This is a genomic window from Cellulomonas sp. Y8 (assembly GCF_008033115.1).
Classification (GTDB): domain Bacteria; phylum Actinomycetota; class Actinomycetes; order Actinomycetales; family Cellulomonadaceae; genus Cellulomonas.
Map to the genome: position 1 here is coordinate 167,407 of NZ_CP041203.1, position 26,772 is coordinate 194,178.

Here is a 26,772-nt window from a genome sequence, read left to right on the forward strand (position 1 = left end):
GGGACCCGGCGCCGGACAGCACGACGCCCCGCGCCCGGGGGTCCGGGGCGGGGCGTCGCGCGCGTGCGGGGCTCAGTCGTCCTCGAGCTCCGCCATGACCTCGTCGGAGGCGTCGAAGTTCGCGTAGACGTTCTGCACGTCGTCCGAGTCCTCGAGCGCGTCGATCAGCCGCAGGATCTTGCGGGCGCCCTCGGCGTCCACCTCGATCTGCGTGGCCGGGTAGAACACGACGTCGGCCGAGTCGTACTCGATGCCGGCCTCCTGCAGCGCGGTGCGCACCTTGACGAGGTCGGTCGCCTCGGACAGCACCTCGAAGGCCTCGCCGGCGTCGTTGACCTCCTCGGCGCCCGCGTCGAGCACGGTCAGCATGACGTCGTCCTCGGTGGTGCCCTCCTTGGGGACCATGACGACGCCCTTGCGCGAGAACAGGTACGCCACCGAGCCCGGGTCGGCCATCTGGCCGCCGCTGCGGGTGAACGCGACGCGCACGTCGGCCGCCGCGCGGTTCCGGTTGTCGGTGAGGCACTCGACCAGGAACGCGACGCCGCCGGGGCCGTAGCCCTCGTAGAGGATCGTCTGGTAGTCCGCGCCGCCGGCCTCGGCACCCGAGCCGCGCTTGACGGCGCGCTCGATGTTGTCGTTGGGGACCGAGGTCTTCTTGGCCTTCTGGATGGCGTCGAACAGCGTCGGGTTGCCCGCGGGGTCACCACCGCCGGTGCGCGCGGCGACCTCGATGTTCTTGATCAGCTTCGCGAAGAGCTTGCCGCGCTTCGCGTCGATCACGGCCTTCTTGTGCTTGGTGGTGGCCCACTTGGAGTGACCCGACATCGCTTCCCTCTCGTTTCCCGCGCCGCCCCGGCGCTGCCCGGGCCGGCGGTGCGGCGCGCTCCGGCAGCGGAGCGCGCCCCCGCTCTCACAGGGCGTCGCGGACGATCTCGACGAACAGCCGGTGCACCCGCGTGTCCCCCGTCACCTCCGGGTGGAAGGACGTGGCGAGCAACGAGCCCTGGCGCACCGCGACGATCCTACCGGCGGCGGGCCCCGACTCCACGCGGGCGAGCGCGGTCGCGGCCGGGCCGACCTCGTCGACCCAGGGCGCGCGGATGAACACGGCGTGCACCGGGTCCGCCGCGCTGTCCGGGACGCCGTCGATGGTCAGGTCGGTCTCGAACGAGTCGACCTGGCGCCCGAACGCGTTGCGGCGCACGGTGACGTCGAGCCCGCCCAGGGTGCGCTGCCCGTCGATGCCGCCGACGATCCGGTCGGCGAGCAGGATCATCCCGGCGCACGACCCGTACGCGGGCATGCCCGCCTCGAGCCGCTTGCGCACGGGCACGTCGAGGTCGAACGCGCGCAGCAGCTTGTCGATCGTCGTCGACTCGCCGCCGGGCAGCACCAGGCCGTCGACGGCGTCGAGCTCGGACTCGCGGCGCACCGGGACGGCCTCGGCCCCGGTCGCGCGCAGCGCGGCGAGGTGCTCGCGGACGTCGCCCTGCAGGGCCAGGACACCGATGGTGGGGGTGGCGGTCACCCGCACATCCTACGAATCGGCGACGCCGGCCAGCGCACCGCCGCCGACGCCCGCGGCGGCCGCGCCTGCGCGGGACCAGTCGGCCACCGCGTCGGCCAGCCGGGACAGGCCCTCGAGCAGCGCGCCGCGCTCGGCGGCCAGCGACACCCGCACCATGCCCTCGCCGCCCGGCCCGAACGCCGACCCCGGGGACACCGACACGTGCCGGTCGGCGAGCAGCCGCAGCGCGAACGCCTCGGAGTCCCGCATCGCGGCCGACACGTCGACCATGAGGTAGAACGCGCCCTGCGGCCGCACCGACGGGATGCCGCGCGCGTCGAGCAGCGCGACCGCGGCGTCGCGCCGCTCCCGGTACGAGTCGACCGCCGCGGTCACGTCGTCCTGCGGGCCGGTCAGCGCGGCGAGCGCGGCCCGCTGGCTGACCGACGACGGGCAGGCGACGGTCGCCTCGGCGACCTGGCCCAGCAGGTCGATGACTCCTGGGTCCCGGGACACGACGTAGCCGAGCCGCCAGCCGGTCATCGCGTACGTCTTGGAGAAGCTGAAGAACGTCAGGACCCGGCCGTCGGTGTCGAAGGCCGCGGGGCTGGCGTGCGGGCGGTCGAAGGTGATCGCCTCGTAGCACTCGTCCGAGAACACCCACAGGTCCCGCTCGCGGGCCAGCTCGACGACGCCGGCCAGCAGCTCCGGCGGGTACATCGCGCCGGTGGGGTTGTTCGGCGAGCAGACGACGATCACGCGCGTGGCGGGCGTGATCGACGCGGCGATGTCCTCGAGGGTCGGCACGAAGCCGTTCGCGGCGTGCGCCGGGTAGGTCGCGACGTCGACCCCGGCGGCCACGGCGGCCATCCGCCAGTTCGGGAACTCGGGGTCGGGCAGCAGCACCTGGTCCCCCGGGCCGGCGAGCGCGTTGATCGCCATGGCCAGCCCGTGCATCGCGCCGTGCGTGACGACCACGTCCGAGGCGGTGACGTCGAGGCCGTTGACCCGGCGCACCTTCTCGGCCAGCGCGGCCCGCAGCTCGGGGGTGCCGGTGCTCGACGTGTACGCCGTGTGCCCCGCGGCGGCGTCCCGGCCCGCCGCGGCGACGACGTGCGCGGGCGTCGGCACGTCGGGCTCGCCGATCTCCAGGCGGATCGCCTCCGGGTCGCGCATGGCGAGCTCCATGAGGGTGCGGATGCCGCTGCGGTGCATGCGGGTCACGGGCGAGGTCGAGATGGGCACCGGCCGACCCTAGCCGAGAACCGGGCCCGGACGTTACTCCCCGGTAACGTCAGTCGTCGCGCTGCAGACCGAGGTGCCGCACGGACCCGTCCCAGCCCGCCAGGAGCGGCCGGACGAGGTCCGGCAGCCCCTCGGGGAACACCTCGCGCGTCTCGGCGGCCAGCTCGTCCAGGTGCCACCAGCGCAGCTCGTCCAGCACGTCGAGCTCCACCTCGGTCCAGCCGTCGCGCGCGATCGTGGCGGTGTCCACAGCGTCGGCGACCCGCGCCAGGAAGAACTCCTCGTCCTGGCGGCAGTGCTCGGCGTAGAAGTCGAACAGCGCGGACCGGGTCAGCACCGGGCCCACGAGAGCGGCGTCGTCCAGCAGCAGGCCGGTCTCCTCCCGGACCTCGCGCACCGCCGCCTCGCGCGCGGACTCCCCGGGGTCGATCCCGCCGCCGACGGTGAACCACCAGGACCGCTCGGGCTGGTCGACGTCGTGCCCACGGACCAGCAGCAGGCGGTCCTCGGCGTCGACCAGCAGCACGCGGGCGGCCCGGCGGAACCGCAGGCCGTCCTCCCCCAGCACCCAGTCGGCGCCCAACGAGGACTCCACCGGCGCCCCCGACGGCGACGGCCCGCCGGCCCCCGCGGGGGTCGACGGGCCGTCGGTCGGCACGGGGTGGGTCACCAGCCGCGCTCGGCCAGGCGGTGCGGCACCGGGACGTCGTCCACGTTGATGCCGACCATCGCCTCGCCGAGGCCGCGGGACACCTTCGCGATGACGTCCGGGTCGTCGTAGAAGGTGGTGGCCTTGACGATCGCCGCGGCGCGCTGCGCCGGGTTGCCCGACTTGAAGATGCCGGAGCCGACGAACACGCCCTCGGCGCCGAGCTGGCGCATCATCGCCGCGTCGGCCGGGGTGGCGATGCCGCCCGCGGTGAACAGCACGACCGGCAGCTTGCCGGCGCGGGCCACCTCGACCACGAGGTCGTACGGCGCCTGCAGCTCCTTGGCGGCGAGGAACAGCTCGTCCTCGGGCAGCGAGGACAGCCGGCGGATCTCGTCGCGGATGGTCCGCATGTGGGTGGTCGCGTTCGACACGTCGCCGGTGCCGGCCTCGCCCTTGGAGCGGATCATCGCCGCGCCCTCGGTGATGCGGCGCAGCGCCTCGCCCAGGTTGGTCGCGCCGCAGACGAACGGCACGGTGAACTGCCACTTGTCGATGTGGTGCGCGTAGTCGGCCGGGGTCAGTACCTCGGACTCGTCGACGTAGTCCACGCCGAGGCTCTGCAGCACCTGCGCCTCGACGAAGTGGCCGATGCGGGCCTTCGCCATGACCGGGATCGACACGGTGTTGACGATGCCGTCGATGAGGTCCGGGTCGCTCATCCGCGCGACGCCGCCCTGGGCGCGGATGTCGGCCGGGACCCGCTCGAGCGCCATGACGGCGACCGCGCCGGCGTCCTCGGCGATCTTGGCCTGCTCGGCGGTGACCACGTCCATGATCACGCCGCCCTTGAGCATCTCCGCCATGCCGCGCTTCACGCGGGCGGTGCCCACCGCGGGGACGTCGGTGCCGGTGGTGGGCTGGGTGGTGTCGGTGGTCACGGAGGTCCTCGCAGTTCGGCTCAGGGGAGTTTCCGGATCCCATCGTAGTCGCGCCGCGCGCCGCCCACGGTGTGCGTCCACACCCGGCGCGCGGGTGCGTCCCCCGCCTCAGGCCGCGGCCGGCGGCTGCCCGGGCCGGCCTAGCGCGGCGGGCCACGCGTCGTCCAGCTCGAGCGTCTGCGGCATGGGCGCGCGCCCCGCCAGCCGGAGGGTGCGCACCGCCCAGCCGCGGCGCATCCGCTGCGCCTGGGCGACGGCCTCGTTGTGGAACCGGCGGGCCAGCTGCACCCGGTACCAGGCGTCCCCGAGCGCGTCGATCAGCTCGCCCGCGCCGGGCTCCTCGCGCAGCGCCGCGACCTCCTCGGGGTCGTCCAGGGCCTCGCGCAGGGTCGCCGACAGCTCGGACTCGACCAGCCCGCGGTCCGCCGTGGCCGGGTCGACCCGCTCCGGCCCGCGGAGCTCGGCGGGAAGCCGGGCCATGCCCTGGGTCTGCGGGCTGCCCGCGGCGATCGACGCCCAGGACGCCTCGCCGACGAGCACCGAGCTCACCGGGTCGAGCACGCCGGACGCCGCCAGGGTGGACGCGGCCGACGCGCGCCGGAGCAGCTGGGTGTCGACCACCGCGCGCGACGCGGCGACCTTGCGGTGCAGCCGGTCGATGCGGGACGCGGCCACCCAGGACCACCACAGCACGACCAGCAGCACGCCGACCACCAGCACGGCGGTCTCGGACCAGCTCATCTCGGGGCCCCCGCGGGATCGTGAGCGCAGCGAACGATGTCGTGGGGTGTGATCATTCGTCACCCCGCAGGCGCTTCAGCGCCGTCCGGGCACCGCGCCGCGAGGTCGGGTCCTCGCCGACCGGCGCCGCGCTGCCCTCGACGGCCATCTCGTACACGGTCAGCACCTGGTGCGTCACCGTCGACCAGTCGTACCGCGCCACGGCGGCCTCGCCCGCCGCCGCGATCCGCGCCCGCTCCCCGCCGTCGGAGAGCAGCCCGACCAGCACGCGCGCGAGGTCGGCGGAGTCGCCGGTCCGGAACAGCGCCCCGGCCTGCCCGTCGTCGAGCACCCGCCGGAACGCGCCGAGGTCCGACGCCAGCACCGCGGTGCCCGCGCTCATCGCCTCGACCAGCACGATGCCGAACGACTCGCCGCCGGTCTGCGGTGCGCAGTACAACGTCCGCCGACGCGAGCAGCCGCGCCTTGTCCTCGTCGCTGATCCCGCCGAGGAACTCCACCGCGTCCGCGTCGTCGCCGATCAGCTCGCGCACCTCGTCCGGGCCGGTGTCGCCGCGCCCCGCCACGAGGAACCGGGCGCCCGGGAACGCCCGGCGCACCTCCGGCACCGCGCCGAGCAGCACGGGCAGCCCCTTGCGCGGCTCGTCCAGCCGGCCCAGGAACACCACCGTGGGCGCCTCGGGGGTGCCGGCCCAGCGCGGGTCGGCGGGCGTGCCGCGGAACGCGTCGACGAACACGCCGTTCGGGATCACCACGGCGTCGCCGCCCAGGTGCTCGACCAGCGTCCGGCGGGCGTCCTCGGACACCGCGATCCGGGCGCCGATCTTCTCCAGCGACTGCCGCACCAGCGGGTAGGCGATCTGCAGCGACCGGGACCGCACCAGCGACGAGTGGAACGTCGCCACCACGGGGCCGTCGGCGATCCACAGCGCGAGCATGCTCAGCGACGGCGTGGCCGGCTCGTGCAGGTGCAGCACGTCGAACTGCCCCGCCTCGAGCCAGCGGCGCACCTTCGCCGCGGTGATCGGGCCGAACGCCAGCCGGGCGACCGAGCCGTTGTACCGGACGGGCACGGCCTTCCCCGCGGAGGTCATGTACTCCGGGATCGGGGTGTCGTCGTCGGCCGGCGCCAGCACCGACACGCTGTGCCCGCGGCCGATCAGCGCCTCGGCGAGGTCGCGGACGTGGAACTGCACGCCGCCGGGGACGTCGAACGAGTAGGGGCAGACGATGCCGACCCGCAGCGGCCGGGAGGGTCCCGGGGCCAGGCCGGCGATCACCGCGCGGCTCCCCCGGCCTCCGCCGCGAGCGTCTTCGCGTACCGCCCGGGGTCGAGGTCCGCGACGAACACCTTCTGCAGCATGTGCCAGTCCTGCGGGGCCCGGGCGATGCCGCGGCCGAGGTCGTCGACCCAGGCCTGGGTCAGCACCGCGACCCGGTCGGCCTTCGGCACGTCGTCGGGCACGGTCAGCAGCCGGCCGAACTCGATCACGACGCCCCACGCGGTCCCGGCGGCGCGGCGGCGCGCGCCCGTGAGCCGCTCGTAGGTGATCGAGGTGGCGCACAGCGGGGCGCCCGTGGAGACCGCCAGCGCGGCCGGGCCGGCGGCGACCCGCGCGCGCTCGCCGAACAGGTCGACCTCGACGCCGCGGGCGGTGAGGTCGCGGTCGGCGAGCAGCGGGATCAGGCCCGCCGTGGGCTGCCGGGCCGCGCGGACCAGCTCACGGAACACCCCGCCGCCGCCCGCACCCCCGCCGTTGGCCAGCGGGATGATCTCGAGCCCGATGCCCTCGCGGAACCGGAGGAACTCCTGGAACAGCGCCTCGGGCTTGAGCCGCTCGGCGACGGTGACCGTCCGGCCGAGGTTGCGGGTGGCCCAGGCGCCGGCGAGGTCCCAGTTGCCCAGGTGCCCGAGCGCCATGACGACCATCCGGCCCTCGTTCATCGTCGCGACGACCTCACCCGGGTCGACCAGGCGCACGCGCGCGTCGATCTGCTCCGGCTTCGCGCCCACCAGGGCGAACGACTCGCCGTAGTACCGCATGTACGACCGCATGCCGAGCAGGCTCAGCCGACGGACCTCCTCCGGGCGGGCCTGCGGCCGCACCCGGCCGAGGTTCGCCTCCAGCTGCCGGACGCCCGCGCCGCGGCGCAGCCACGCCACGTCGGCGACCAGGCGGAACGCACCGCGCACGACCGGGTCCGGGACCTTGCCCACGACCCGCCACGCGAACGCGAACAGCCGCGCGACGTCCACCTGCGGGCGCCTCACGCCGCCCCCAGCGCCTGGCGCCGGACCGTCAGCACCCGCTGCACGACCGTCACGAACGACGCCACGGCGAGCAGGCCCAGCACCACGACCAGCACGGGCTCGGGCACGCCGACCCCGACGAGGGCCGTCGCGACCAGGACCGTCGCGAGCCGGTCGGCGCGCTCGGCGATCCCGACCGCCGCGGTCATGCCGAGCCCCTCGGCGCGGGCCCGGGCGTACGGCACGATCGCGCCGAGCACCAGGCACGCCAGCGCGAGACCGGAGCCCCAGCCGGCCCAGGCCGAGTCGCTGCCGTGCACGAACCACAGCACGAGGCCGGAGAAGATCGCCGCGTCGCCGAACCGGTCGAGCGTCGAGTCGAGGAACGCGCCCCACGGCCCGGACCGGCCGGCGCGGCGCGCCATCACCCCGTCCAGGCTGTCGGTCAGCGCGAAGAACGCGATGACCAGGCTCGCCGCCAGGAAGTGCCCCGCCGGGAACAGCCACAGGGCCGCCGCGACGACGGCGACGGTGCCGGTGATGGTCACCGCGTCCGGGGAGACGCCGCGCTTGAGCAGCGCGTCCGCCACCGGGGTGAAGAGCCGCGTCATGGCTCCTCGCAGTCCGTTCAGCACGGGCCGGTCATCCCTTCTGGTCGCCGGCCGGGCGGTCGTCGCCCGCCGGCCAGGCCGCCGCGAGGCGCGCCCGGGTGTCGTGCAGGAGCTCCGGCAGCGCCCGGGTGCGGCCGACGATCGGCAGGAAGTTGCTGTCGCCCGACCAGCGCGGCACGACGTGCTGGTGCAGGTGCGCCGCGATCCCCGCGCCGGCGACGGCGCCCTGGTTCATCCCCAGGTTGAAGCCGTGCGGGCCGCTGACCTCGCGCAGCACGCGCATCGCGGTGCGGGTCAGCTCGGCCACCTCCGCGACCTCGGCGCCCGTCAGGTCCGTGTAGTCGGCGACGTGCCGGTACGGGACCACCAGGACGTGGCCGCCGTTGTACGGGTACAGGTTGAGCACGACGTAGGCGACCGCGCCGCGCGCCACGACCAGGCCGTCCTCGTCGGACAGCGACGGGATCCGGCAGAACGGGCAGCCGTCGCCCTCGGCGCCGTCGGCGGGCTTGTTCTCCCCGCCGATGTAGGCCATCCGGTGCGGGGTCCACAGCCGGCCGAAGCCGTCGGGCACGCCGGGGAGGCCGGCGGCGTCCTCCACCGCCGGCTCCCCCGGGCCGTCGTCGTGCGCCGTCACCGCGTCAGACCTGCGCGTGCTCGCGCACGGCGGTCACGACGCGCTGCACGGCCTCCGCGACCGGGACGCCGTTCTCCTGGCGGCCGTCCCGGTACCGGAACGACACCGCGCCGGCCTCCGCGTCCTCGCCGCCCGCGATCAGCACGAACGGGATCTTCTGGGTCGAGGCGTTGCGGATCTTCTTGCCGAACCGGTCGCTGGACCGGTCCAGCTCCGCGCGGATGCCCTGGGCGCGCAGCTGGGCGACGACGTCCTCCAGGTACGGCTCGAACGGCTCGGCGACCGGCACCGCGAGCACCTGGACCGGCGCGAGCCAGGCCGGGAAGGCGCCCGCGTAGTGCTCGGTCAGCACCGCGAAGAACCGCTCGATCGACCCGAACAGCGCGCGGTGGATCATCACCGGGCGCTGCCGGGTGCCGTCCGCGGCCGTGTACTCGAGGTCGAACCGCTCCGGCAGGTTGAAGTCGAGCTGGATCGTCGACATCTGCCAGGTGCGGCCGATCGCGTCCTTGGCCTGGACGGAGATCTTCGGGCCGTAGAACGCGGCGCCGCCCGGGTCCGGGACCAGCTCCAGGCCGGACTCGGTCGCGACCTGGCGCAGCGTCTCGGTCGCCTCCTCCCACGCCGCGTCCTCGCCGACCGACTTCTCGGGGTTCCGGGTGGACAGCTCCAGGTAGAAGTCGTCCAGGCCGTAGTCCTTGAGCAGGTCGAGGACGAAGGTGAGCAGGCTGGTGAGCTCGCCCTTCATCTGGTCGCGCGTGCAGTAGATGTGCGCGTCGTCCTGGGTGAAGCCGCGGGCGCGGGTCAGGCCGTGCACCACGCCGGACTTCTCGTACCGGTACACCGTGCCGAACTCGAACAGCCGCAGCGGCAGCTCGCGGTACGAGCGACCCCGGGAGTCGAAGATCAGGTTGTGCATCGGGCAGTTCATCGGCTTGAGGTAGTAGTTCTGCCCCGCGCGCTTGATGTTGCCCTCGGCGTCGCGCTCCTCGTCCAGCTGCATGGGCGGGTACATGCCGTCCGCGTACCAGTCCAGGTGGCCGGAGATCTCGAACAGCTGCTGCTTGGTGATGTGCGGCGAGTTGACGAACGAGTAGCCCGCCTCGACGTGCTTGCGCCGGCTGTACTCCTCCATCTCCATCCGGATGATGCCGCCCTTGGGGTGGAACACCGCCAGGCCCGAGCCGATCTCGTCCGGGAACGAGAACAGGTCGAGCTCGGTGCCGAGCCGGCGGTGGTCACGGCGCTCGGCCTCGGCCACGCGCTCCAGGTACGCCTTGAGCTCGTCCTTGGTCGGCCACGCCGTGCCGTAGATCCGCTGCAGCTGCGGGTTCTTCTCCGACCCGCGCCAGTAGGCGGCCGCGGACCGGGTCAGCTGGAAGCCGTTGCCGAGCACCTTGGTGCTGGGCACGTGCGGGCCGCGGCACAGGTCCTGCCACACGACCGTCTCGGACTCCCGGCCCGCGCCGCGCACGTTCTGGTAGTAGGTGAGGCCGCCGGCGCCGACCTCGACCGACGCGCCCTCGCCCGCCGTGTCCGCCGTCGACTTGAGGCCGATCAGCTCGAGCTTGTACGGCTCGTCCGCGGCCAGCGCGCGCGCCTCGTCGTCGGTGACCTCGACCCGGCGGAACGTCTGGTTCTCCTTGACGATCCGGGACATGACCTTCTCGAGGGCCTTGAGGTCCTCGGGGGTGAACGGCTCCTCGACGTCGAAGTCGTAGTAGAAGCCGTCGGTCACCGGTGGTCCGATGCCGAGCTTCGCCTTCGGGTTGACCTCCTGCACCGCCTGCGCGAGCACGTGGGCCGCGGAGTGGCGCAGCACGGCGAGGCCGTCCGGCGAGTCGACGGTGACGGCCTCGACGACCGCGCCGTCGGGCAGCGGGCGGGACAGGTCCCAGAGGTCCCCGTCGACCCGCACGACGACCACGTCGCGGCGAGCGGCGAACAGGTCCGTGCCCGTGGTCCCCGCCTCGGCCGTGGTGCTGGTGCCGTCGACGGTGAGGGTGATGAGCTCGGACACTGCGGGGTCTCCTCCGGTCGGGCCCGCGCCTCGCGCGCGGGGTCCGGGTCGATGCTACCGACCGGTCACCCGGTCGAGGGCCCGCCACGAGGTCGGGCACGACGAAGGCCCCGGTCCGCGACGGGACCGGGGCCTTCGAGCCGGTGGGCGATACTGGGTTCGAACCAGTGACCTCTTCGGTGTGAACGAAGCGCGCTACCACTGCGCCAATCGCCCGGCAGACGAGAACATTACCCGACCGGGGGCGCGGAACCGAAATCGGCGCGGCGCCCCGCTCGTGGAGCGCGGGCCGGCGCCGCGGGGGCCCGCGACGTCGTCCGGGCGGGGCGGCGGGTGAGGCGTCCGGGTGGGTGAAGTTCGGCCCGGGACCTCCGCTCCTGGCGACCCGTGCGTCATGATGGTCTTCTCGCGAGACGTGTGTGAAGGAGGATGCGGTGGCCCAGCGCTCGTACGACGTCGTCGAGACCGTCGCCATGCAGCTCATCAGCTCCGATGCCAGCGTCCTGCCTGTCACCGCTGAGCTGTCCTACCGCGTGAGCGACCCCTACACGGTCCGCGCCGTGTTCACCTCGCCGCAGTCCACCTCGGTGTGGCTGCTCGGCCGCGAGCTGCTGCTCCAGGGCATGCTCGCCGACGCCGAGGACCCCGCCGGCTGCGGCGACGTCCAGGTGTGGCGCGACGAGGACCCGATGTTCACCCTGATCTCGCTCACGGGCATCGAGGGCAGCGCGCTGCTCGCGTCCCCGTCCGAGCCCCTCGAGCGGTTCCTCACCGCGACCGAGCAGCTGGTCGCGCTCGGCACCGAGAGCGACCGCATGGAGGGCGAGATCGCCGCCCTCATCGCGGCGCTGCTCACCGCCTGACCCGTCGCCCCCGGCGACCAGGGCCTACGGGTCCAGGTCGTCGTCGGCGCGCGCCCGGAACAGCCGCGCCAGCTCGGCGGTGACCGGGCCGACCGGCGTCGGCGCGCCCTCGACCGCCTCGACGCCGACGACGCCCCGCAGCGACCCCGCCAGCGCGAGGCCCGCCGCCCCGCCCCGCGCGTCCTCGACGACCGACCACGGCAGCTCGTCCTCGCCCGCCTCCCGGACCGGCAGGCCCGTCTCGGCCGCCCACGCCAGCGCCAGCGCGCGGGTCACGCCCGGCAGGCAGCCCGACGACAGGGCGGGGGTCAGGAGCTCGCCGCCGCGCTCGACGAGCGCGTTCGACGTGGCGCCCTCGCACAGAACGCCGCGCGTGTTCGCCAGCAGCGCCTCGTTCCCGCCGGCGCGGGTCGCCACCGCCAGCGCCAGGACGTCCGCGGCGTAGGAGGTCGACTTGTGCCCGGCCAGCGGGGAGCGCTCGTTGCGCACCCAGGCGGACCGGACGACGTGCGCGGGGCCGCGGGCCGGCGCGGGGGCGGCGGTGACGACGAGGGTGGGCGGCGCAGGGGCCTCGCCGTCCGGGCCGGGCGCGCCCGGGCTCACCGTGATGCGGAGCCGACCCACCTCCGGGCCGCTGGCCGCGAGCACCGCCGCGACGGCCTCGCGGACGTCGCTGTCGGGGACCACCGGCAGACCCAGCGCGGCGCCCGACGCGGTGAGGCGCGCCAGGTGCCGGGTGAGCGCGAACGCGCGGCCCCGGACGACCGCGCACGTCTCGAACAGGCCGAGGCCGGTCGCGTACCCGGGGTCGGTGCCCGCGACGACGGGCTCGCGCGGGTCGCGCAGCCGGCCGCCGGCCCACAGGACGCTCGCCACGGCGGTCATCCTGCCACCGGGCCCGCGTCGCCCGAGGCAAGCCCGACGAGCCGCCGGGCCTTCAGCTCCGTCTCCGCCCACTCCGCGTCGGGGTCGCTCCCCCACGTGATCCCCGCGCCCGTGCCGAACCGCAGCACGCCGTCCCGCCACACGAACGTCCGGATCCCGACGGCGAGCTCGGCGCGCACGCCGCCGTCCTCCGCGACCTCGACCCAGCCCACCGCGCCGCAGTACGGCCCCCGCGGCACCGGCTCCAGCCGCCGGATCAGGTCGAGCGCCGACGACTTCGGCGCCCCCGACACCGACCCCGGCGGGAACGTCGCGCCCAGCAGCAGCGCCCACAGGTCGGCGCCGTCGCGCACGTCGGTGCGCAGCCGCCCGCGCACCGTCGACACCAGGTGCACCAGCCCGGGGTGCTCCTCGACGCCGAGCAGCGTCGTCACCTCGACCGTCCCCGGCTCGCAGACCCGCTGCAGGTCGTTGCGCACCAGGTCGGTGATCATCACGTTCTCGGCCCGGTCCTTGGCGGTGAGCCCGGCGGCGGTGGGCGCGGTGCCCTTGATCGGCGCGGAGGTGACCCAGCCGTCCTCGACCCGGAGGTAGAGCTCCGGCGACGCCGTGACCACCCAGACCGGCGGCACCGCTCCCCCGGCCGGCACGTGGACGCCGCCGGCGTAGGGCGCGGGGTTGCCGACGGCGAGGCGTGCGCCGAGGGCGCGGGCGTCGGGCTCGCGACCCCCGTCGGCCGTCAGCGGGGCCGCCAGCACCCGGCAGAGGTTGGCCTGGTACACGTCGCCCTCGCGCACGGCGTCGCGGACCGCTGCCACGGCGGCGACGTAGGCGCCCTCGTCGAGCGAGGTCGACCACGCGGCGGGGTCGGGACCGCGCCACGCCCGGGCACCGCGCACCGGCCCGATGGCCGCGTCGTCCTCGGCGGCCCGGAACCGCCAGGCGGCCACCGGCCCCTCGAAGTCCCCCACGAGCACCCAGTGCCCCGGCGCGCGCAGCCGCGCGGGCTCCCGGGCCACGTCGGTCACGTGCTCGACCGGGTCGCGGAGCAGCCGCCCGCCGAACCAGGCGACGCCGGGGGCGGGTGTCGGCGGCGCCGCCGGGGCGGCGGGAGGAGTCGGCACGGAGGCCACGCTAGCCAGCCGCGCCCCCGGTCCGCGGGAGGGCGTGTGGCGCAGGTCGCACGACCCGGTCCCGGCCGCCCGGGGCCCACGACAGCCCTGCTGAGAGGCCCGATCCGCGTCATCACGCGGGACTTCGGGCCCCTGGTCAGCCAATTGGACTCCCGCCTCGGAAGTCGGCTAATGTTCTCGACGCACCAGGAACGCCGGTGAGAACCGGCAGGACAGGCGCGCGGACGTGGCTCAGTGGTAGAGCATCACCTTGCCAAGGTGAGGGTCGCGGGTTCGAATCCCGTCGTCCGCTCGGAGGCAGACACTCCCGGCCGACCTTTCGGTCGCTGAGGACTGAGGTCTCAGGGTGGAGTGGCCGAGAGGCGAGGCAGCGGCCTGCAAAGCCGTATACGTGGGTTCGAATCCCATCTCCACCTCGTAGTAGCAACACCCGGGCGATTGGCGCAGCGGTAGCGCGCTTCCCTGACACGGAAGAGGTCACTGGTTCGATCCCAGTATCGCCCACCAGCACGAAGGCCCCAGGTCACCGACCTGGGGCCTTCGTCGTGCTCCGGGCCGTGAGCGTCGCCGACGACTCCCTCGGGGGCGCGGCCCGGCCCGGCTGCAGGTGTGACGCCGCGGCTCGGTACGCTCGCCCCGTGAGCGTCATGCAACGGCACCACATCCGGGTCTCGGGCGTGCCCGGCGCGCAGCCGCTCCTGTTCGCGCACGGGTTCGGCTGCGACCAGCACATGTGGCGGCTCGTGGCCCCGCGCTTCGAGGACGCGTACCGCGTCATCACCTTCGACCACGTCGGCGCGGGCGGCTCCGACCCGGGGGCGTACGACCGCGACCGGTACTCCTCGCTGGACGGCTACGCGGACGACGTCCTCGCGATCGTCCACGAGTTCGACCTCACCGAAGTCGTGCTCGTCGGCCACTCGGTGTCGGCGATGATCGGCGTGCTGGCGGCGGTCGCCGAGCCCGACCGGTTCGCGCGGCTGGTCCTGATCGGGCCGTCGCCGCGCTACCTCGACGACGACGGCTACACCGGCGGCTTCTCCGCGGCCGACATCGCCGAGCTGCTCGAGTCGCTCGACAGCAACTACCTCGGCTGGTCGCGGGCGATGGCGCCGGCCATCATGGGCAACCCGGACCGTCCCGGGCTCGCGGCCGAGCTGACGGAGAGCTTCTGCCGGGCCGACCCCGACATCGCCCGGCAGTTCGCGCGCGTGACGTTCCTGTCCGACAACCGGGCCGACCTCGCCAAGGTCACGGTGCCGACCCTCGTGCTCCAGTGCAGCGAGGACGTCATCGCGCCGGTCGTGGTGGGCGAGTACGTGCGGGACGCGATCCCCGGCGCGGAGCTCGTGCTGCTCGACGCCAGCGGCCACTGCCCGCAGCTCAGCGCGCCCGAGGCGACGACGGCCGCGATCACCGCGTTCCTCCGCGGCTGAGAGGAGGGACCCGTGGCGGACGCGACCGAGGACCGGCTGCTCTACGAGCACGCCCCGTGCGGCCACCTGTCCACCACGCCCGACGGGGAGCTCGTCCGGGTCAACGAGACCTTCCTCGCCTGGACCGGGTACACCCGCGCCGACCTGGGCGGACGCCGGTTCGTCGACCTGCTCCCCGTCGGCGACCGGATCTTCCACGAGACGCACGTCGCGCCGTCGCTGCGCATGCAGGGCTCCGCGCGCGAGATCGCCCTGGAGATCGTCTGCGCGGACGGGCGGCGGATGCCGGTCCTCGTCACCTCGGTGCTCGACCGCGACGAGGCGGGGCGGCCGGTCGGCATCCGGTCCGCGGTGTTCGACGTGACCGAGCGGCGCCGGTACGAGCACGAGGTGCTCGCGGCCAAGCGGCGCGCCGAGGCCTCCGAGGCGCGCGCCGTCCGGCTCGCGCAGACCCTGCAGCAGACGCTCATCCCCCCGACGCCGCCGCACATCCCCGGGCTGGACGTCGCGGCGGCGTACCGGCCGGCGGGCGACGGCCGCCACGTCGGCGGCGACTTCTACGACGTCTTCCAGGTCGCCGCCGACGACTGGGTGGTGGTGCTCGGGGACGTGCAGGGCAAGGGCACCGACGCCGCGGTCGTCACGGCGCTGGCCCGGCACACGGTGCGCGCCGCGGCGGTCGACCACCCGGCGCCTCACGACGTCCTGCACACCCTCGACTCGGCGCTGCGCCGCGCCGACACCGACCGGTTCTGCACCGCGGTGCTCGTGCGGCTGCGCCGGGAGGGCGCGCGCTGGCGCGCCACGGTCGCGAGCGGCGGGCACCCGCTGCCGCTCCTCCGCCGGGCCGGCGAGGCGTCGCGACCCGTCGGGGCGTACGGGCACGTGCTCGGCATCATGCCCGCCCCCGCCTTCGTCGACACCGAGGTGGAGCTGGGCCCGGGCGACGCGCTGGTGCTGTTCACGGACGGCGTCACCGAGGGGCGTCGAGGACCGCGGCTGTACGGGGCCGAACGCCTCGCCGACGCCGTCGACGCCCACCGCGCGACGGCCGCCGACACCACCGGGGCGGTGCTGGCGGACGTGCTGGCGTTCCAGGCCGGCGACCCGCGCGACGACATCGCCGTCGTCACCCTGGCGGTCGACGCCGGACCGGTCACCCCGCGGAGGTGATGCCACCGCCGGGGGCCGCGGCCACGGTGGAGGGGCCGCCGCAGCACCCGCGCGGCCCGCCCGGACGCTGGAGCCCGCCATGATCATCTTCCTGATCCGGCTGCTGATCTTCCTCGGCTCGGCGGCCCTCGGGCTGTGGGTGGCCTCGCTCCTCCTCGACGGCTTCCACCTGACGACCAGCGGGTTCCTCGCCGCGGTCATCGTGTTCACGGTCGCCCAGGCGGTGCTGTCGCCGTTCATCGCGAAGATGGCGGCCCGCTACGCCGGCGCGTTCCTGGGCGGGATCGGTCTGGTGTCGACCTTCGTCGCCCTGCTGGTCGCCTCGACCTTCACCGGCGGGCTGACGATCGACGGCGGGGCGGCGACCTGGATCGCCGCGGTCGTGATCGTCTGGCTCGTCACGGCGCTGGCGACCTGGTTGCTGCCGCTGCTGTTCCTGCGACGCCGGCTGGAGGAGCGCCGGGCAGGCGGGCCGCGCCCCGCCTGACGAGCCGGGGCGCGGCGGCGCCGTGTCCCCGGCGCCCCGTAGCCTCCTGGCGTGCAGATCCTCGACGACGGCGCGCTCGCCCTGAGCGCGAGCGACCTCGCCGCCGCGGCCGCGTGCCCCTACGCCGTGGTCCGCGCCCTCGACGCCGCGCTCGGCCGCGCCCCCGCGGTCGACCGCGCCGTCGACCCCACCGCGGCCCGCGCCGGCCGGCTGGGCGCCGCGCACGAGCGGCGCCTGCTCGACGCGCACCTGGCGGCGCTCGGCCCCTACGACGCGGGCACCGGGCGCGGGGTGCTGGTGCTCCCCCGGCCCGAGGACCGCACGGTCGCCGGCCTCGCCGCCGCCCACGACCGCACGCTCGCCCTGCTGCGCCGGGGCGTGGACGTGCTCGGCCAGGCCGCGCTGTTCGACGGGACGTTCACGGGGTACGCCGACTTCCTGGTGCGCGACCCCGGCCACCCCTCGCCGCGGTACACGGTCGTGGACGCCAAGCTCGCCCGGCACGAGCGACCCACCGCGCTGCTCCAGGTCGCCGCGTACGCGGACCAGCTCCAGGCGGCCGGGATCCCGCTGACCGAGCACGCGGAGCTCGTGCTCGGCGACGGCCGCGCCACCCGGCACCGGCTCCGCGACCTGGTGCCGGTGTACCGGGACCGCCGGGAGCGGCTGCAGCGGCTGCTCGGCGAGCACCGCGCGGGCGACGCGCCCGCCGCGTGGGGCGACCCGCGGTACCGGGCGTGCGGGCGGTGCGCCGTGTGCGCCCCGGAGCTGGAGGCGCGCCGTGACGTGCTGCTCGTGGCGGGCGTGCGCACCTCCCAGGCGGCGCACCTCCGGGACGCCGGCGTGCGGAGCATCGAGGACCTGGCCGCACGGACCGAGCCCGTCGACGGGGTCGGCACCGGCACCCTCGCGACGCTGCGCGCGCAGGCGGCGCTGCAGTCGCGGCAGGACCACGGGGACGGGTCGGTCCTGGCCGACGTGTTCGACACGGCACCGATCGCGGCGCTGCCGGCCCCCGACCCGGGCGACGTGTTCTTCGACTTCGAGGGCGACCCGCTGTACTCCGCCGGGGAGGTCGGTCCCGACGGCCAGCCCGCGACCTGGGGCCTGGAGTACCTCTTCGGGCTCGTCGAGGTACCCGCCTCCCCCGGCGCAGACGCGCCGTTCCGGGCGTTCTGGGCGCACGACCGGGCGCAGGAGAAGCAGGCGCTCGTCGACTTCCTCGCCTACGTCCGCGAGCGCCGGGCCGCGCACCCCGGGATGCACGTCTACCACTACGCCCCGTACGAGAAGACCGCCCTGCTCCGGCTGGCCGCGCGGCACGGCGTCGGCGAGGCGGACGTCGACGACCTGCTGCGCGCGGGGGTGCTCGTCGACCTGTACGCGACGGTGCGCGGGTCGCTGCGCACCGGGCAGCGCTCGTCGTCGCTGAAGAAGCTCGAGCCGCTGTACATGCCCGCGGCGCGCACGGGCGAGGTCACCACCGCGGGTGACTCGATCGACCAGTACGCCCGGGCCTGCGCGCTGCGGGACGCGGGCGACGACGCCGGGTGGCGCGCGGCGCTGGCGGCCATCGCCGACTACAACGCGGACGACTGCGGGTCGACGCGCCTGCTGCGGGACTGGCTGCTCGAGCGCGGTGCCGACGCCGGGGTGCACCCGCGGCCGCACGTCCCGGCGGTCGCGGCACCCGGCGACGGGTCGGCCGACGACGGGTCGGCCGACGACGCCCCCGAGCACGACGCCCTCGTCGCGGCCCTCGCGGCCTTCGCCGACGACCCCGCCGAGCGCGCCGGGACGGCCGACCCGCACCGCCGCACCCCGGACCAGCAGGCCGTCGCCCTGCTCGGCGCCGCCCTCGGCTACCACTGGCGCGAGCAGAAGCCGTTCTGGTGGGCGCACTTCGACCGGCTGTCCGCGGACCCCGCCGACTGGACCGACCCGCGCTCGACGTTCGTGGCCGAGCGGGTCGAGGTCGTCACCGACTGGCACACCCCGCCGCGCGCCCGCACGCAGCAGCGCGTCCTGCGGCTGACGGGGCGGCTGGAGCCCGGCAGCGAGCTGCGCGCGGGCGCGACGTGCTTCGGCCTGTTCGACGCGCCCGCGCCCGAGCACGCCCAGGTCCCCCGGCACGCGACCCGCGGGTACGCGCCGGGGTTCACCGTCCTCGACGTGACCTCGGCCGGCGACGGGGCCGCCGCGCGCGACGAGCTGCTGGTGTCCGAGCGCCTCCACGCGGCGTGGGCGCCGCACGACCGCCCGCCGATGGGCCTCGGCCCGACGCCGCCCCCGCCGACGGGGACGATCACGGCGGCCCTGCGCGGCCTGGCGGAGCGTGTCGCCGCGGGGCTGCCCGCCGTCCCCCACCAGGCCGCCCTGGACCTCGCGCGCCGGCTCCCGCCGCGCACCCGCTCGGGCCGGCCGCTGCCCGTGCCCGCGGACGAGCCGGACGGCACCGTGGGCGCGATCACCGCCGCGCTGCGGGACCTCGACGGCTCCTACCTCGCCGTGCAGGGCCCGCCCGGGACCGGGAAGACGTACACCGGGTCGCACGTGGTCGCCGCGCTGGTCGCCGACGGCTGGCGGGTCGGCGTCGTCGCGCAGTCGCACGCCGTGGTGGAGAACCTGCTGGCGAAGGTCGTCGAGGCGGGGGTGGACCCGGCGGCGGTCGGCAAGAAGCCCCGCCCGGGCGCCACGGCGGCCCCGGCGTGGACGGCCCTGACGGGCTCGACCGCGTTCGGGCGGTTCCTCGCCGCGCAGCGCGGCGGATTCGTCCTCGGCGGCACCCTGTGGGACGTCACGCACCCCGACCGGCTGCCCGAGGGCGGGTTCGACCTCCTCGTGGTCGACGAGGCGGGCCAGTTCTCGCTCGCGAACACGTTCGCGGCCTCCGCGGGCGCGCGGAACCTGCTGCTGCTCGGCGACCCGCAGCAGCTGCCGCAGGTGTCGCAGGGCCACCACCCCGAGCCCGTCGACACCTCGGCGCTGGGCTGGCTCACGGACGGGCACGACACGCTGCCGCCGGAGCTCGGCTACTTCCTCGACGCCACCTGGCGGATGCACCCGGAGCTGTGCGCGCCGGTGTCGGAGCTCGCCTACGACGGGCGGCTGCACGCTGTGCCGTCCGCCGCGGCCCGGCACCTCGACGGCGTGCCCGCGGGGGTGCGCACCGTGCTGGTCGACCACGACGGCAACGCCGTGTCGAGCGTCGAGGAGGCCGAGCGGGTCGTCTCGGAGGTCCGCGGGATGATCGGGCGCGCCTGGACCGAGGACGGGGCCACCCGCCCGCTGGTCCCGGAGGACGTCCTGGTCGTCGCCGCGTACAACGCCCAGGTGTGGACGCTGACCCGGGCCCTGGCGGCGTCGGGGCTCGACGGCGTGCGGGTGGGGACGGTCGACCGGTTCCAGGGGCAGGAGGCGCCGGTCGTGCTGGTGTCGCTCGCGGCGTCGACACCCGAGGACGTGCCGCGCGGCATGGAGTTCCTGCTGTCCCGCAACCGGCTCAACGTCGCGCTGTCCCGGGGGAAGTGGGCCGCCGTGGTCGTGCGGTCCCCGCGGCTCACCGACTACCTGCCCGCCGCGCCGGCGCAGCTCGCCGAGCTGGGGGCGTTCCTCCGGCTCGGCGGGCACGCCCCGACGCCGACGACGCCGGGGACTCTCACCCCGCCCGGGTGAGCCGGTCGCCGCGCGGCCCGGGGGACAGTGCAGTGCGGGCACGCCGTGCCCGGACCCGGACCGGCGCGCCGCACGCCGCCGCACGAGGAGGACGAGCGATGACGACGTTCACGGCCTGGAAGTTCGACACCCCCGAGGGCGCCGAGAGCGCGCGGGGCGCCCTGCGCGACGCCCAGGGCGAGGGGATCGTCACGGTCGTCGACTCGGCGGTCGTGTCCTGGCCCGAGGGCGAGAAGCGCCCCGAGCTGCACCACCACCACGAGGGCGGGAAGCACGCGGCGGGCTGGGGCGCCCTGTGGGGCCTGCTCGTCGGCGGGCTGTTCTTCGTGCCGCTGCTCGGCGCAGCCGCCGGCGCGGGCATCGGCGCCCTGGCCAAGTCGGTCGAGGGCGTCGGGATCGACGAGAAGGACCTGATCAAGCTCCGCGACGAGACCACCGAGGGCACCTCGGTGCTGCTGGCGGTCACGCAGGACGGCGACCTCGACCGGCTCGGCGAGCGGTTCCACGGCCTGGGCTCCCGGCTCGTCGCGACGAACCTGACCGAGGCCGAGAAGAGCCTGCTGCTCGAGACGTTCGGCTGAGCGGCCCGCCGTGGCCGGCACCGAGGCGCTGACCCGGCCCCGGCTGGTCCGGCGCCGGGCGGGGCACCTGTACGGCCTGGTCGTGACCGGGTCGGTGCTGGCGGCCGCCCCGGACTCGATCGGGCTGGCGAGGCTGGCGCTCGCCCTGCTGGGCACGCTCCTCGTGTACTGGGCGGCGGAGAGCTACGCGCACTGGACCGCGACCCGGACCCTGCTGGGGCGCAGCCTGCACGGCGAGGAGCGGCGGGAGGTCGTCACCGACGGCCTCCCGCTGGTCGCGGCGTGCCTGGTGCCGGTCGCGGTGCTGCTGGCGGAGGCCCTGCTCCACGTGCCGACCGGCACCGGGGTGCGGGTCGCGCTGCTCACGAACACGGCACTGCTCGTCGGCGTCGGCTGGCGGATGGCCACCGCGGGCGGCGTCCGGGGGTTCGCGCGGGTGGCCAACTCCGTGGGCATCGGGCTGCTGGGCGTCGCGATGGTCGCGCTGAAGTACGCGCTGCACCACTGAGGAACCGGCGGAGCGGGTCCCGTCAGCTCAGCAGGCCCAGCGACCGCCCGCGCGCCACCGCGGCCCGCCGCGTCTGCACGTCGAGCTTCCGGTAGAGCGACTTCAGGTGCGCCTTGACCGTGTTCACCGAGACGAACAGCTCCTCGGCGATCTCGGTGTTGCTCGCCATGCTGGGCAGCGCGGCGAGGACGCTCAGCTCGCGGTCGGTGAGCGGGACCGGCAGCGGCTCCGGCTCCGGGGCGGCGGGCGCGGGGGCACCGAGGTGCTCCACCAGGGCCTCGGCCAGGACGTCGGACCGCTCGGGGAGCACCCGCGTGAGGGCGGCGCGGCCCGCCGCGCCCGGCACGACGAACGGGCGCACCACCCGCTCCGCGCCGGCGACCGCGAGCGCCCGCCGCACCAGGTCGTCCGCGAGGCGCGGGGCGCCGCGCTCCTCGGCGAGGTCCGCGAGCAGCAGGCACGCCTCGGTCTGGGTGAGCACCTGCCCCGTGTCCGCCGCCCACCCGGCCGCGACGCGCGCGTGCCGCAGGGCGGCCGGGGCGTCGCCTCGGGCGCGGGCGCGGCGCGCGGCCACGAGCGCGTCGAGCGGGGAGGCGATGCGGGGGTCCGCCGGGGCGACGGCGGCGTCGGAGCCGGTGAGGGCCGCGAGCTCCGCGGCGGCCCGCAGCCGCAGCCCGGCGACGAGCGCCGGCACCGGGCCCGGCGGCCGTTCGGCCGCGAGCGCCTGCGCGGCGGCCCGCACCCGGCCGCGCGCGAGGGCCGCGAGCGCCTGCACCGCGTGCAGCGTCGCGACGCACCAGGGGTCGTCGCCCGCGTCGGTCGCGGCGAGCCCGTACGCGACGGCCCGGTCGGCGTCCGCCCAGCGGGCGCGGAGCAGCGCGACCCACGCGAGCGCGGCGTACGCGGGCCGGACGTGGGCGTACCCGGTCCAGCCGGACGCCACCGCGACGTCGACCGCCTCGCGCGCCGCCCGCTCGGCGGCGTCCAGCCGGCCGAGCACGCCGAGCGCCATCGCGAGGCCGGCGCGCGCGCTCAGCGAGGTCAGGTCGACGGCGTCCGGGTCCTCCGCGACCGACGCGGCCAGCTCGCGGTGCGCGCCGACCGCGTCGCCCTGCCAGAGCAGCGACCCGCCGCGCAGGTCGTGGGCCGAGCGCAGGTACGGCAGGTACGCGGGGAAGGGCCACGGCGCCTGCGCCAGCGTCTCCAGCGCGGCGACGGCCCCGCTCCCCTGCCCGGCGACGTCGCCGGTCCCGCGGGCGGAGGCGGCGTCGAGCAGGTCGGCCAGGACCCGGGCGGCCACCGGTGGTCGACCCGCGTGCGCGGCGTCGTGGGACGCCAGGGTCCGCAGCCGGGCCACGTGCGCCCGGCACGCCGGGTACGCCCGGTCGACCAGCGCGAGGGCACCGGCGCACAGCTCGGACCACGCCGCCGGCGGCGCCTCGTCGTACGGCAGCCGGAGCAGCGCCTGCCGCACGGCCTCGCGGTTCGGCGTGACGAGCAGCGGCGCGGCCGCCTCGGCGACCACCCGGCCGACCAGCTCGCCGTCCTCGGCCTCGGTCGCGTGGTCGAGCGCCGCGACCGGGTCGCCGTGCCGCAGCAGCCACCGGGCCGCGCACGCGTGCGCGGCCTCGTGCCCCTCGGGGTCCCGGACCCGGAGCGTCGTGTGCAGGATCTCGCGGAGCAGCGGGTGGTACCGCAGCGCGGCCCCGGCGGGCGCGACCGGACCGACGAAGTCGTGCGCCGCCGCGAGCGCGTCGTGCAGCCGCCCGGGCGGCGCGCCGGGGCTCAGCGCGCGGGCGAGCTCGGGACTGAACGTCGGGACCACGCTGGACCGCAGCAGGAACGCGCGCACCGCGTCCGGCTGGCGGTCCACCACCTCGTCGACGAGGTAGTCGGCGACCGCGCGGTCGTCGGCCAGCGCGTCCTCCACGTCCTCCTCGGTGGGCGGCTCGCCGATCCCCCTGCAGCCGCGCGAGCCGGCCCAGCGCGATCCGCACGCCCGTCGGCCAGCCCTGGGTGCGTTCGAGGACCAGCCGGGCCTGCTCCGGCGTCACGTCGACGCCCTCGACCTCGCCGAGGCCGCGGACGTCCGCGGCGGTGAACGCCAGGTCCTCCGCCGCGATGAGGGTCGCCCCCCGGCGGGTCACCGGCGGCTCCGAGCGGCTCAGGACCAGCAGCCGGAGCGGGACGTCCGCGGCGAGCAGGTCACGGACCGTCTGCACCACGGTGTGGTGCCGCACCACGTCGAGGTCGTCGACGACCAGGGTCGCCTCCTGCGGGAGCTGCTCGAGTCCTCGCATCCAGCGCGCGACGAACGCCGGCGTGCTCGTCGGCGGCACCCGCAGCCGGGCGAGCGGGTGGTCGGCCCGGGACGGCACCGCTCGTGCGCAGGGCGTCCAGCACGCGGCTGGCGAGCGCCTGGGGCACCGTGTCCCGCGGCTCCAGCGACAGCCACGCCACCGGGCCCGGCCGCGCCGCCGCCCAGGTCGCCACCGCGGTGGTCTTGCCCCAGCCGGCACCGGCCGACACGACGGTGAGCCGGGCGTCGCCGTCCCCGTCGAGCAGCTTGTCCACGGCGGGGCGCCGCACCGTGCGCGCAGCGGACGGTCGCAGGGTGCGCTGCTCCGGCGTCCGGACGGCGAGTCTCCCGGTTCCCCTGCCCGGTGGCTCGCGCAGTTCTCGTCCGGCGCCCCTCCCCGGGGAGCCCATGGCCGCAACGTATACCCCCCGGTCGCCGGTGCGAAGGCCGTTTCCGGGCGTCCACCCGCGGCGGGTGATGCCCGTCCGACCAGCACCGACGAGCGTAGGCACCGGGTTCGCGGGGGCGGCCCCGCCCGGGGTGCCGGGCGCCGCGGAGCGCAGGAGGCAGTCGTGGAGACCGCGATCGAGGACATGGGCCCGGTGGACTACCTGGTCGTCGAGTTCCCGGAGAACCGCCTGGACGGCGAGGCGTTCCCGCTGCTGATGGACCTGGTCGACCGCGGGGTCGTCCGGGTCCTCGACCTGGCGTTCGTCGCCAAGGCCGACGACGGCACGGTCACGGGCATCGACCTGCACGAGCTGGACGCCACCGGCGACTTCGACGTCACCGTGCTCGAGGGCGCGTCGTCGGGTCTGCTCGGCGACGACGACCTGGCCGAGGCGGCCGCGGCGCTCGCGCCCGGGGCGGCGGCCGGGGTGCTCGTCTACGAGAACGCGTGGGCGGCGCCGTTCGCCTCGGCGCTGCGCCGCGGGGGCGGGCAGCTCGTCGCGAGCGGGCGGGTGCCGGTGCAGGCGCTGCTCGCGGCGCTCGACGCGACGGACGCGTGAGGCGGCGCCGGCGCGGCCGGCGACCGGACCACGGGCACGACCAGGACACGACGACGAGGAGGGGACCATGCCCGGACTGCTGCGAGGGGTGGCCAGGACGGCCGTGATCGCCGGGACCGCGAGCGCGGTGTCGGGGCGGGTGCAGCGGCGCCAGCAGGGCCGGTGGGCGGAGCAGGACGCCCGCGCGGCCCAGGCCCAGTACGGCGCCACGGTGCCGGCCGGGTACGGCCCGCCGGGGTACAGCCAGGAGCCGCCCTACCCGGCGGTGCCCGCGGGGTCGCCCGCGCAGGACGCCGCGGACGCGCGGATCGCGCAGCTGCGCGACCTGGCGAGGCTGCGGGACGAGGGCGTGCTGACGGCGGAGGAGTTCGCCGACCAGAAGGCGCGCATCCTGGCGAGCTGACGGCAGGCCTCGACGGACCCACCCGCACCGACGCCGGCGCGGGTGGGTCCGCCCGCGCCCGGCTCCCCCCACCGAGATGGCAGCTCTCGCCTGTCGACCCGCCCCCGGACGCAGCCGAGAGCTGCCTTCTCGGCGAGGAACCCGCGGGCGGGCGCGCGAGCGCTGTGTGCGCGGGCGGGGAGGTCACGCGGCGCGGGCCGGCGCAGCCGCGGCGCGGCGCATGCGCAGGGCGTTGGCCGCCCCCAGCGCGCCGGCCACCAGGGGCACCAGCAGCGCCGCCTGGAGGGCGCGCGGGCGCACCTCCTCGTTGATCCGCACCACCTCGGCGGCGGCCGCGGGCGGCTCGTCCGCGAGCAGCGCCTCCAGCTGGGAGGTGCTCATGAGCTCGGCGTCCTCGTCGAGCGCCGCCGCCACCCGCTCCTGGTCGGCGGGCGCCAGCACGTCGCTGGCGCGCGCCTGGGCGGTGAACCCGGCGGACAGCGTGGCGAGGAGCACCGCGCCCGCGAGCGCCAGCCCGAAGGACAGCCCGAACGAGCCGCCCGCCGAGTTCACCCCCGCGGCCTCGCTGACCCGCTCCTCGGACACCGGCGACAGCGTGTAGTCGTTGAGCTGCGAGACGAGCAGCCCCAGCCCGCAGCCCGCGACCACCAGCGGCCCCGCGAGCGCCCAGCCCGACCCGGCGCGGGGCACGACCGGCAGCAGCGCAGCGACGCCCACCACCAGCAGCAGGAACCCGCCCAGCACCACCCGGTGCGCCGGCCACCGCCCCGCCCGCCGGCTCATGGTCAGCGCGACGACGAACATGCTCAGCGACAGCGGCGCGAGCGAGAGCCCCGCCGCCATGGCGTCGTACTCGAGGACCATCTGCAGGAAGATCGGCAGCGCGATCATCGCCCCGCCGAGCGCCACCTGCTGCAGCAGCTGCTGGGAGACGCCGATCCGGAACCGCGGGGCGCGGAACAGGCCCGGGTCGATCAGCACCGCCCGGCCGCCCCGGGACCGCCGCACCAGCCACCCCGCGAGGCCCGCGAGCGCCAGCACCCCGACCGCGAGCAGCAGGCCGACGGACTCCGCGCCCTCCTGCCAGGCGAGCACCCCGAGCACGAGGCCCCCCATCCCGGCTGCGGACAGCAGGGCCCCGACGACGTCGATCTCCCGCGACCCCGTGTAGGGGACGTCCCGGACCAGCCGGATGCCGGACAGCACGAGGACGATCACCACCAGCTCGAGCCCGAAGGCGACCCGCCAGGACAGGTACGTGGTGATGAACCCGCCGAGCAGCGGCCCGACGGCCGCGGCGATCGAGGCGGCGGCGCCGACCAGGGCGTAGACCTTCTTCTGGGCCGTGCCGGCGAAGTTGCCGTGCACCAGCGACTGCATCGCGGGCAGCAGCAGCGACGCCCCCAGCCCGCCGACGACGGCCCACAGCACGATCACCGCCGTGAGGCTCTGCGCGAAGGTCATGGCGGCCGCCCCGACCGCGTAGCCCAGCAGCCCGAGCACGTACGCGCGCTTGCGCCCGACCAGGTCGCCGACCTTGCTGCCGACGAGGATGAACGCCGCCGACACCAGCGCCTCGAGCGCGATCGCGGACTGGACCCCGCTCACCGTGGTGCCCAGGTCGCGCACGACCGCCGAGATCGACACGTTCATCAGCGAGGTGTCGACGACCAGCACGAACATCGCGAGCGCGAGCAGCACCGCGAGCCGGCGC

25 protein-coding genes, 4 tRNA genes and 1 pseudogene are annotated in these 26,772 nt (G+C 76.0%); 12 read left to right on the forward strand and 18 right to left on the reverse strand.

Features of this window, described 5'->3' with window-relative positions:
* Positions 1-72: 72 nt before the first annotated feature.
* From FKM96_RS00780 to FKM96_RS00835, 13 genes and pseudogenes are all read right to left on the reverse strand, one after another.
* Positions 73-828, reverse strand: a complete 756-nt coding sequence (locus tag FKM96_RS00780; RefSeq protein WP_147793652.1) for a YebC/PmpR family DNA-binding transcriptional regulator — start codon at positions 826-828, stop codon at positions 73-75.
* A gap of 85 nt (positions 829-913) precedes the next feature.
* The gene (pdxT, locus tag FKM96_RS00785; protein ID WP_147793653.1) at positions 914-1,531 is read right to left on the reverse strand and encodes a pyridoxal 5'-phosphate synthase glutaminase subunit PdxT; all 618 of its coding nucleotides are present in this window, start codon (positions 1,529-1,531) and stop codon (positions 914-916) included.
* Between the two features lie 9 nt (positions 1,532-1,540).
* The gene (locus FKM96_RS00790; RefSeq protein ID WP_246855116.1) at positions 1,541-2,755 is read right to left on the reverse strand and encodes a pyridoxal phosphate-dependent aminotransferase; all 1,215 of its coding nucleotides are present in this window, start codon (positions 2,753-2,755) and stop codon (positions 1,541-1,543) included.
* A gap of 49 nt (positions 2,756-2,804) precedes the next feature.
* Positions 2,805-3,425 carry an NUDIX hydrolase gene (locus tag FKM96_RS00795; protein WP_371300469.1) on the reverse strand — a complete coding sequence of 207 codons (621 nt, stop codon included), beginning with the start codon at positions 3,423-3,425 and terminating at the stop codon, positions 2,805-2,807.
* Positions 3,422-4,270, reverse strand: coding sequence for a pyridoxal 5'-phosphate synthase lyase subunit PdxS (gene pdxS / locus FKM96_RS00800; protein ID WP_239068540.1), 849 nt, complete (start codon positions 4,268-4,270; stop codon positions 3,422-3,424). Before pdxS ends, FKM96_RS00795 begins: the two co-directional genes overlap by 4 nt.
* A 183-nt stretch (positions 4,271-4,453) precedes the next feature.
* A complete protein-coding gene (locus tag FKM96_RS00805) occupies positions 4,454-5,086 on the reverse strand; it encodes a hypothetical protein (RefSeq protein ID WP_147793655.1) in 633 nt (210 codons plus the stop codon).
* Positions 5,087-5,138: 52 nt separating this feature from the next.
* Positions 5,139-5,468, reverse strand: a complete 330-nt coding sequence (locus FKM96_RS22020) for a glycosyltransferase (RefSeq protein WP_371300515.1) — start codon at positions 5,466-5,468, stop codon at positions 5,139-5,141.
* A 109-nt stretch (positions 5,469-5,577) separates the two neighbouring features.
* Positions 5,578-6,366 (reverse strand): annotated as a pseudogene (locus FKM96_RS22025) (glycosyltransferase family 4 protein); the annotation flags it as partial.
* Complete coding sequence (locus FKM96_RS00815) at positions 6,363-7,358, reverse strand: phosphatidylinositol mannoside acyltransferase (protein WP_147793656.1); 996 nt, start codon at positions 7,356-7,358, stop codon at positions 6,363-6,365. The pseudogene FKM96_RS22025 and the gene FKM96_RS00815, both read right to left, overlap by 4 nt.
* Positions 7,355-7,972: a phosphatidylinositol phosphate synthase gene (pgsA, locus tag FKM96_RS00820; RefSeq protein WP_147793657.1), complete on the reverse strand. Its 618-nt coding sequence runs from the start codon at positions 7,970-7,972 to the stop codon at positions 7,355-7,357. The genes FKM96_RS00815 and pgsA overlap by 4 nt, the downstream gene beginning before the upstream one ends.
* Before the next feature lie 7 nt (positions 7,973-7,979).
* The gene (locus FKM96_RS00825; RefSeq protein WP_246855117.1) at positions 7,980-8,585 is read right to left on the reverse strand and encodes an HIT domain-containing protein; all 606 of its coding nucleotides are present in this window, start codon (positions 8,583-8,585) and stop codon (positions 7,980-7,982) included.
* 4 nt (positions 8,586-8,589) lie between these two features.
* A complete protein-coding gene (thrS, locus tag FKM96_RS00830; protein ID WP_147793658.1) occupies positions 8,590-10,605 on the reverse strand; it encodes a threonine--tRNA ligase in 2,016 nt (671 codons plus the stop codon).
* 144 nt (positions 10,606-10,749) lie between these two features.
* Positions 10,750-10,821 (reverse strand) — tRNA-Val (locus FKM96_RS00835).
* 218 nt (positions 10,822-11,039) lie between these two features.
* Between FKM96_RS00835 and FKM96_RS00840 the strand changes: the two genes are divergently transcribed.
* Positions 11,040-11,468: an SsgA family sporulation/cell division regulator gene (locus FKM96_RS00840; RefSeq protein ID WP_147793659.1), complete on the forward strand. Its 429-nt coding sequence runs from the start codon at positions 11,040-11,042 to the stop codon at positions 11,466-11,468.
* 24 nt (positions 11,469-11,492) lie between these two features.
* Here FKM96_RS00840 and FKM96_RS00845 read toward each other — a convergent pair whose 3' ends face one another.
* Both FKM96_RS00845 and FKM96_RS00850 read right to left on the reverse strand, forming a co-directional pair.
* Positions 11,493-12,344, reverse strand: a complete 852-nt coding sequence (locus tag FKM96_RS00845; protein ID WP_147793660.1) for an aminotransferase class IV — start codon at positions 12,342-12,344, stop codon at positions 11,493-11,495.
* 5 nt (positions 12,345-12,349) lie between these two features.
* The gene (locus FKM96_RS00850) at positions 12,350-13,477 is read right to left on the reverse strand and encodes a chorismate-binding protein (protein ID WP_210417334.1); all 1,128 of its coding nucleotides are present in this window, start codon (positions 13,475-13,477) and stop codon (positions 12,350-12,352) included.
* Between the two features lie 229 nt (positions 13,478-13,706).
* On the opposite strand from FKM96_RS00850, the gene FKM96_RS00855 reads away from it, so the two are divergent.
* The 9 genes from FKM96_RS00855 to FKM96_RS00895 all read left to right on the forward strand — a co-directional run bounded on the left by FKM96_RS00855 (position 13,707) and on the right by FKM96_RS00895 (position 21,346).
* A tRNA-Gly gene (locus tag FKM96_RS00855) sits at positions 13,707-13,778 on the forward strand.
* A 53-nt stretch (positions 13,779-13,831) separates the two neighbouring features.
* Positions 13,832-13,902, forward strand: a tRNA-Cys gene (locus tag FKM96_RS00860).
* Between the two features lie 16 nt (positions 13,903-13,918).
* A tRNA-Val gene (locus FKM96_RS00865) sits at positions 13,919-13,993 on the forward strand.
* 140 nt (positions 13,994-14,133) lie between these two features.
* Positions 14,134-14,922, forward strand: a complete 789-nt coding sequence (locus FKM96_RS00870) for an alpha/beta fold hydrolase (RefSeq protein WP_246855306.1) — start codon at positions 14,134-14,136, stop codon at positions 14,920-14,922.
* A gap of 12 nt (positions 14,923-14,934) precedes the next feature.
* Positions 14,935-16,095 (forward strand): SpoIIE family protein phosphatase, encoded by a 1,161-nt coding sequence (locus tag FKM96_RS00875; RefSeq protein ID WP_147793662.1) that lies wholly within the window; start codon positions 14,935-14,937, stop codon positions 16,093-16,095.
* 79 nt (positions 16,096-16,174) lie between these two features.
* Positions 16,175-16,582 (forward strand): phage holin family protein, encoded by a 408-nt coding sequence (locus FKM96_RS00880; protein WP_147793663.1) that lies wholly within the window; start codon positions 16,175-16,177, stop codon positions 16,580-16,582.
* Positions 16,583-16,633: 51 nt separating this feature from the next.
* On the forward strand, positions 16,634-20,257 hold the full coding sequence (locus tag FKM96_RS00885; RefSeq protein ID WP_210417335.1) for a TM0106 family RecB-like putative nuclease: 3,624 nt from the start codon (positions 16,634-16,636) through the stop codon (positions 20,255-20,257).
* Between the two features lie 98 nt (positions 20,258-20,355).
* Positions 20,356-20,838, forward strand: a complete 483-nt coding sequence (locus FKM96_RS00890; RefSeq protein ID WP_147793664.1) for a DUF1269 domain-containing protein — start codon at positions 20,356-20,358, stop codon at positions 20,836-20,838.
* A gap of 10 nt (positions 20,839-20,848) precedes the next feature.
* Positions 20,849-21,346, forward strand: a complete 498-nt coding sequence (locus tag FKM96_RS00895) for a hypothetical protein (protein ID WP_147793665.1) — start codon at positions 20,849-20,851, stop codon at positions 21,344-21,346.
* A gap of 22 nt (positions 21,347-21,368) precedes the next feature.
* On the opposite strand, the gene FKM96_RS20930 is transcribed toward FKM96_RS00895, so the two are convergent.
* Both FKM96_RS20930 and FKM96_RS00905 read right to left on the reverse strand, forming a co-directional pair.
* Positions 21,369-23,276: a LuxR C-terminal-related transcriptional regulator gene (locus FKM96_RS20930; RefSeq protein ID WP_210417336.1), complete on the reverse strand. Its 1,908-nt coding sequence runs from the start codon at positions 23,274-23,276 to the stop codon at positions 21,369-21,371.
* Between the two features lie 275 nt (positions 23,277-23,551).
* On the reverse strand, positions 23,552-23,920 hold the full coding sequence (locus tag FKM96_RS00905) for a hypothetical protein (RefSeq protein ID WP_147793666.1): 369 nt from the start codon (positions 23,918-23,920) through the stop codon (positions 23,552-23,554).
* A 297-nt stretch (positions 23,921-24,217) separates the two neighbouring features.
* Here FKM96_RS00905 and FKM96_RS00910 point away from each other — a divergent pair, with 297 nt between their 5' ends.
* Positions 24,218-24,655, forward strand: a complete 438-nt coding sequence (locus FKM96_RS00910; protein WP_246855118.1) for a DUF6325 family protein — start codon at positions 24,218-24,220, stop codon at positions 24,653-24,655.
* A 67-nt stretch (positions 24,656-24,722) separates the two neighbouring features.
* Positions 24,723-25,058: an SHOCT domain-containing protein gene (locus tag FKM96_RS00915; RefSeq protein WP_147793667.1), complete on the forward strand. Its 336-nt coding sequence runs from the start codon at positions 24,723-24,725 to the stop codon at positions 25,056-25,058.
* Between the two features lie 183 nt (positions 25,059-25,241).
* Here the strand turns inward: FKM96_RS00915 and FKM96_RS00920 are convergent, their stop codons facing one another.
* On the reverse strand, positions 25,242-26,741 hold the full coding sequence (locus FKM96_RS00920) for an MFS transporter (RefSeq protein WP_147796824.1): 1,500 nt from the start codon (positions 26,739-26,741) through the stop codon (positions 25,242-25,244).
* Positions 26,742-26,772 lie beyond the last annotated feature (31 nt).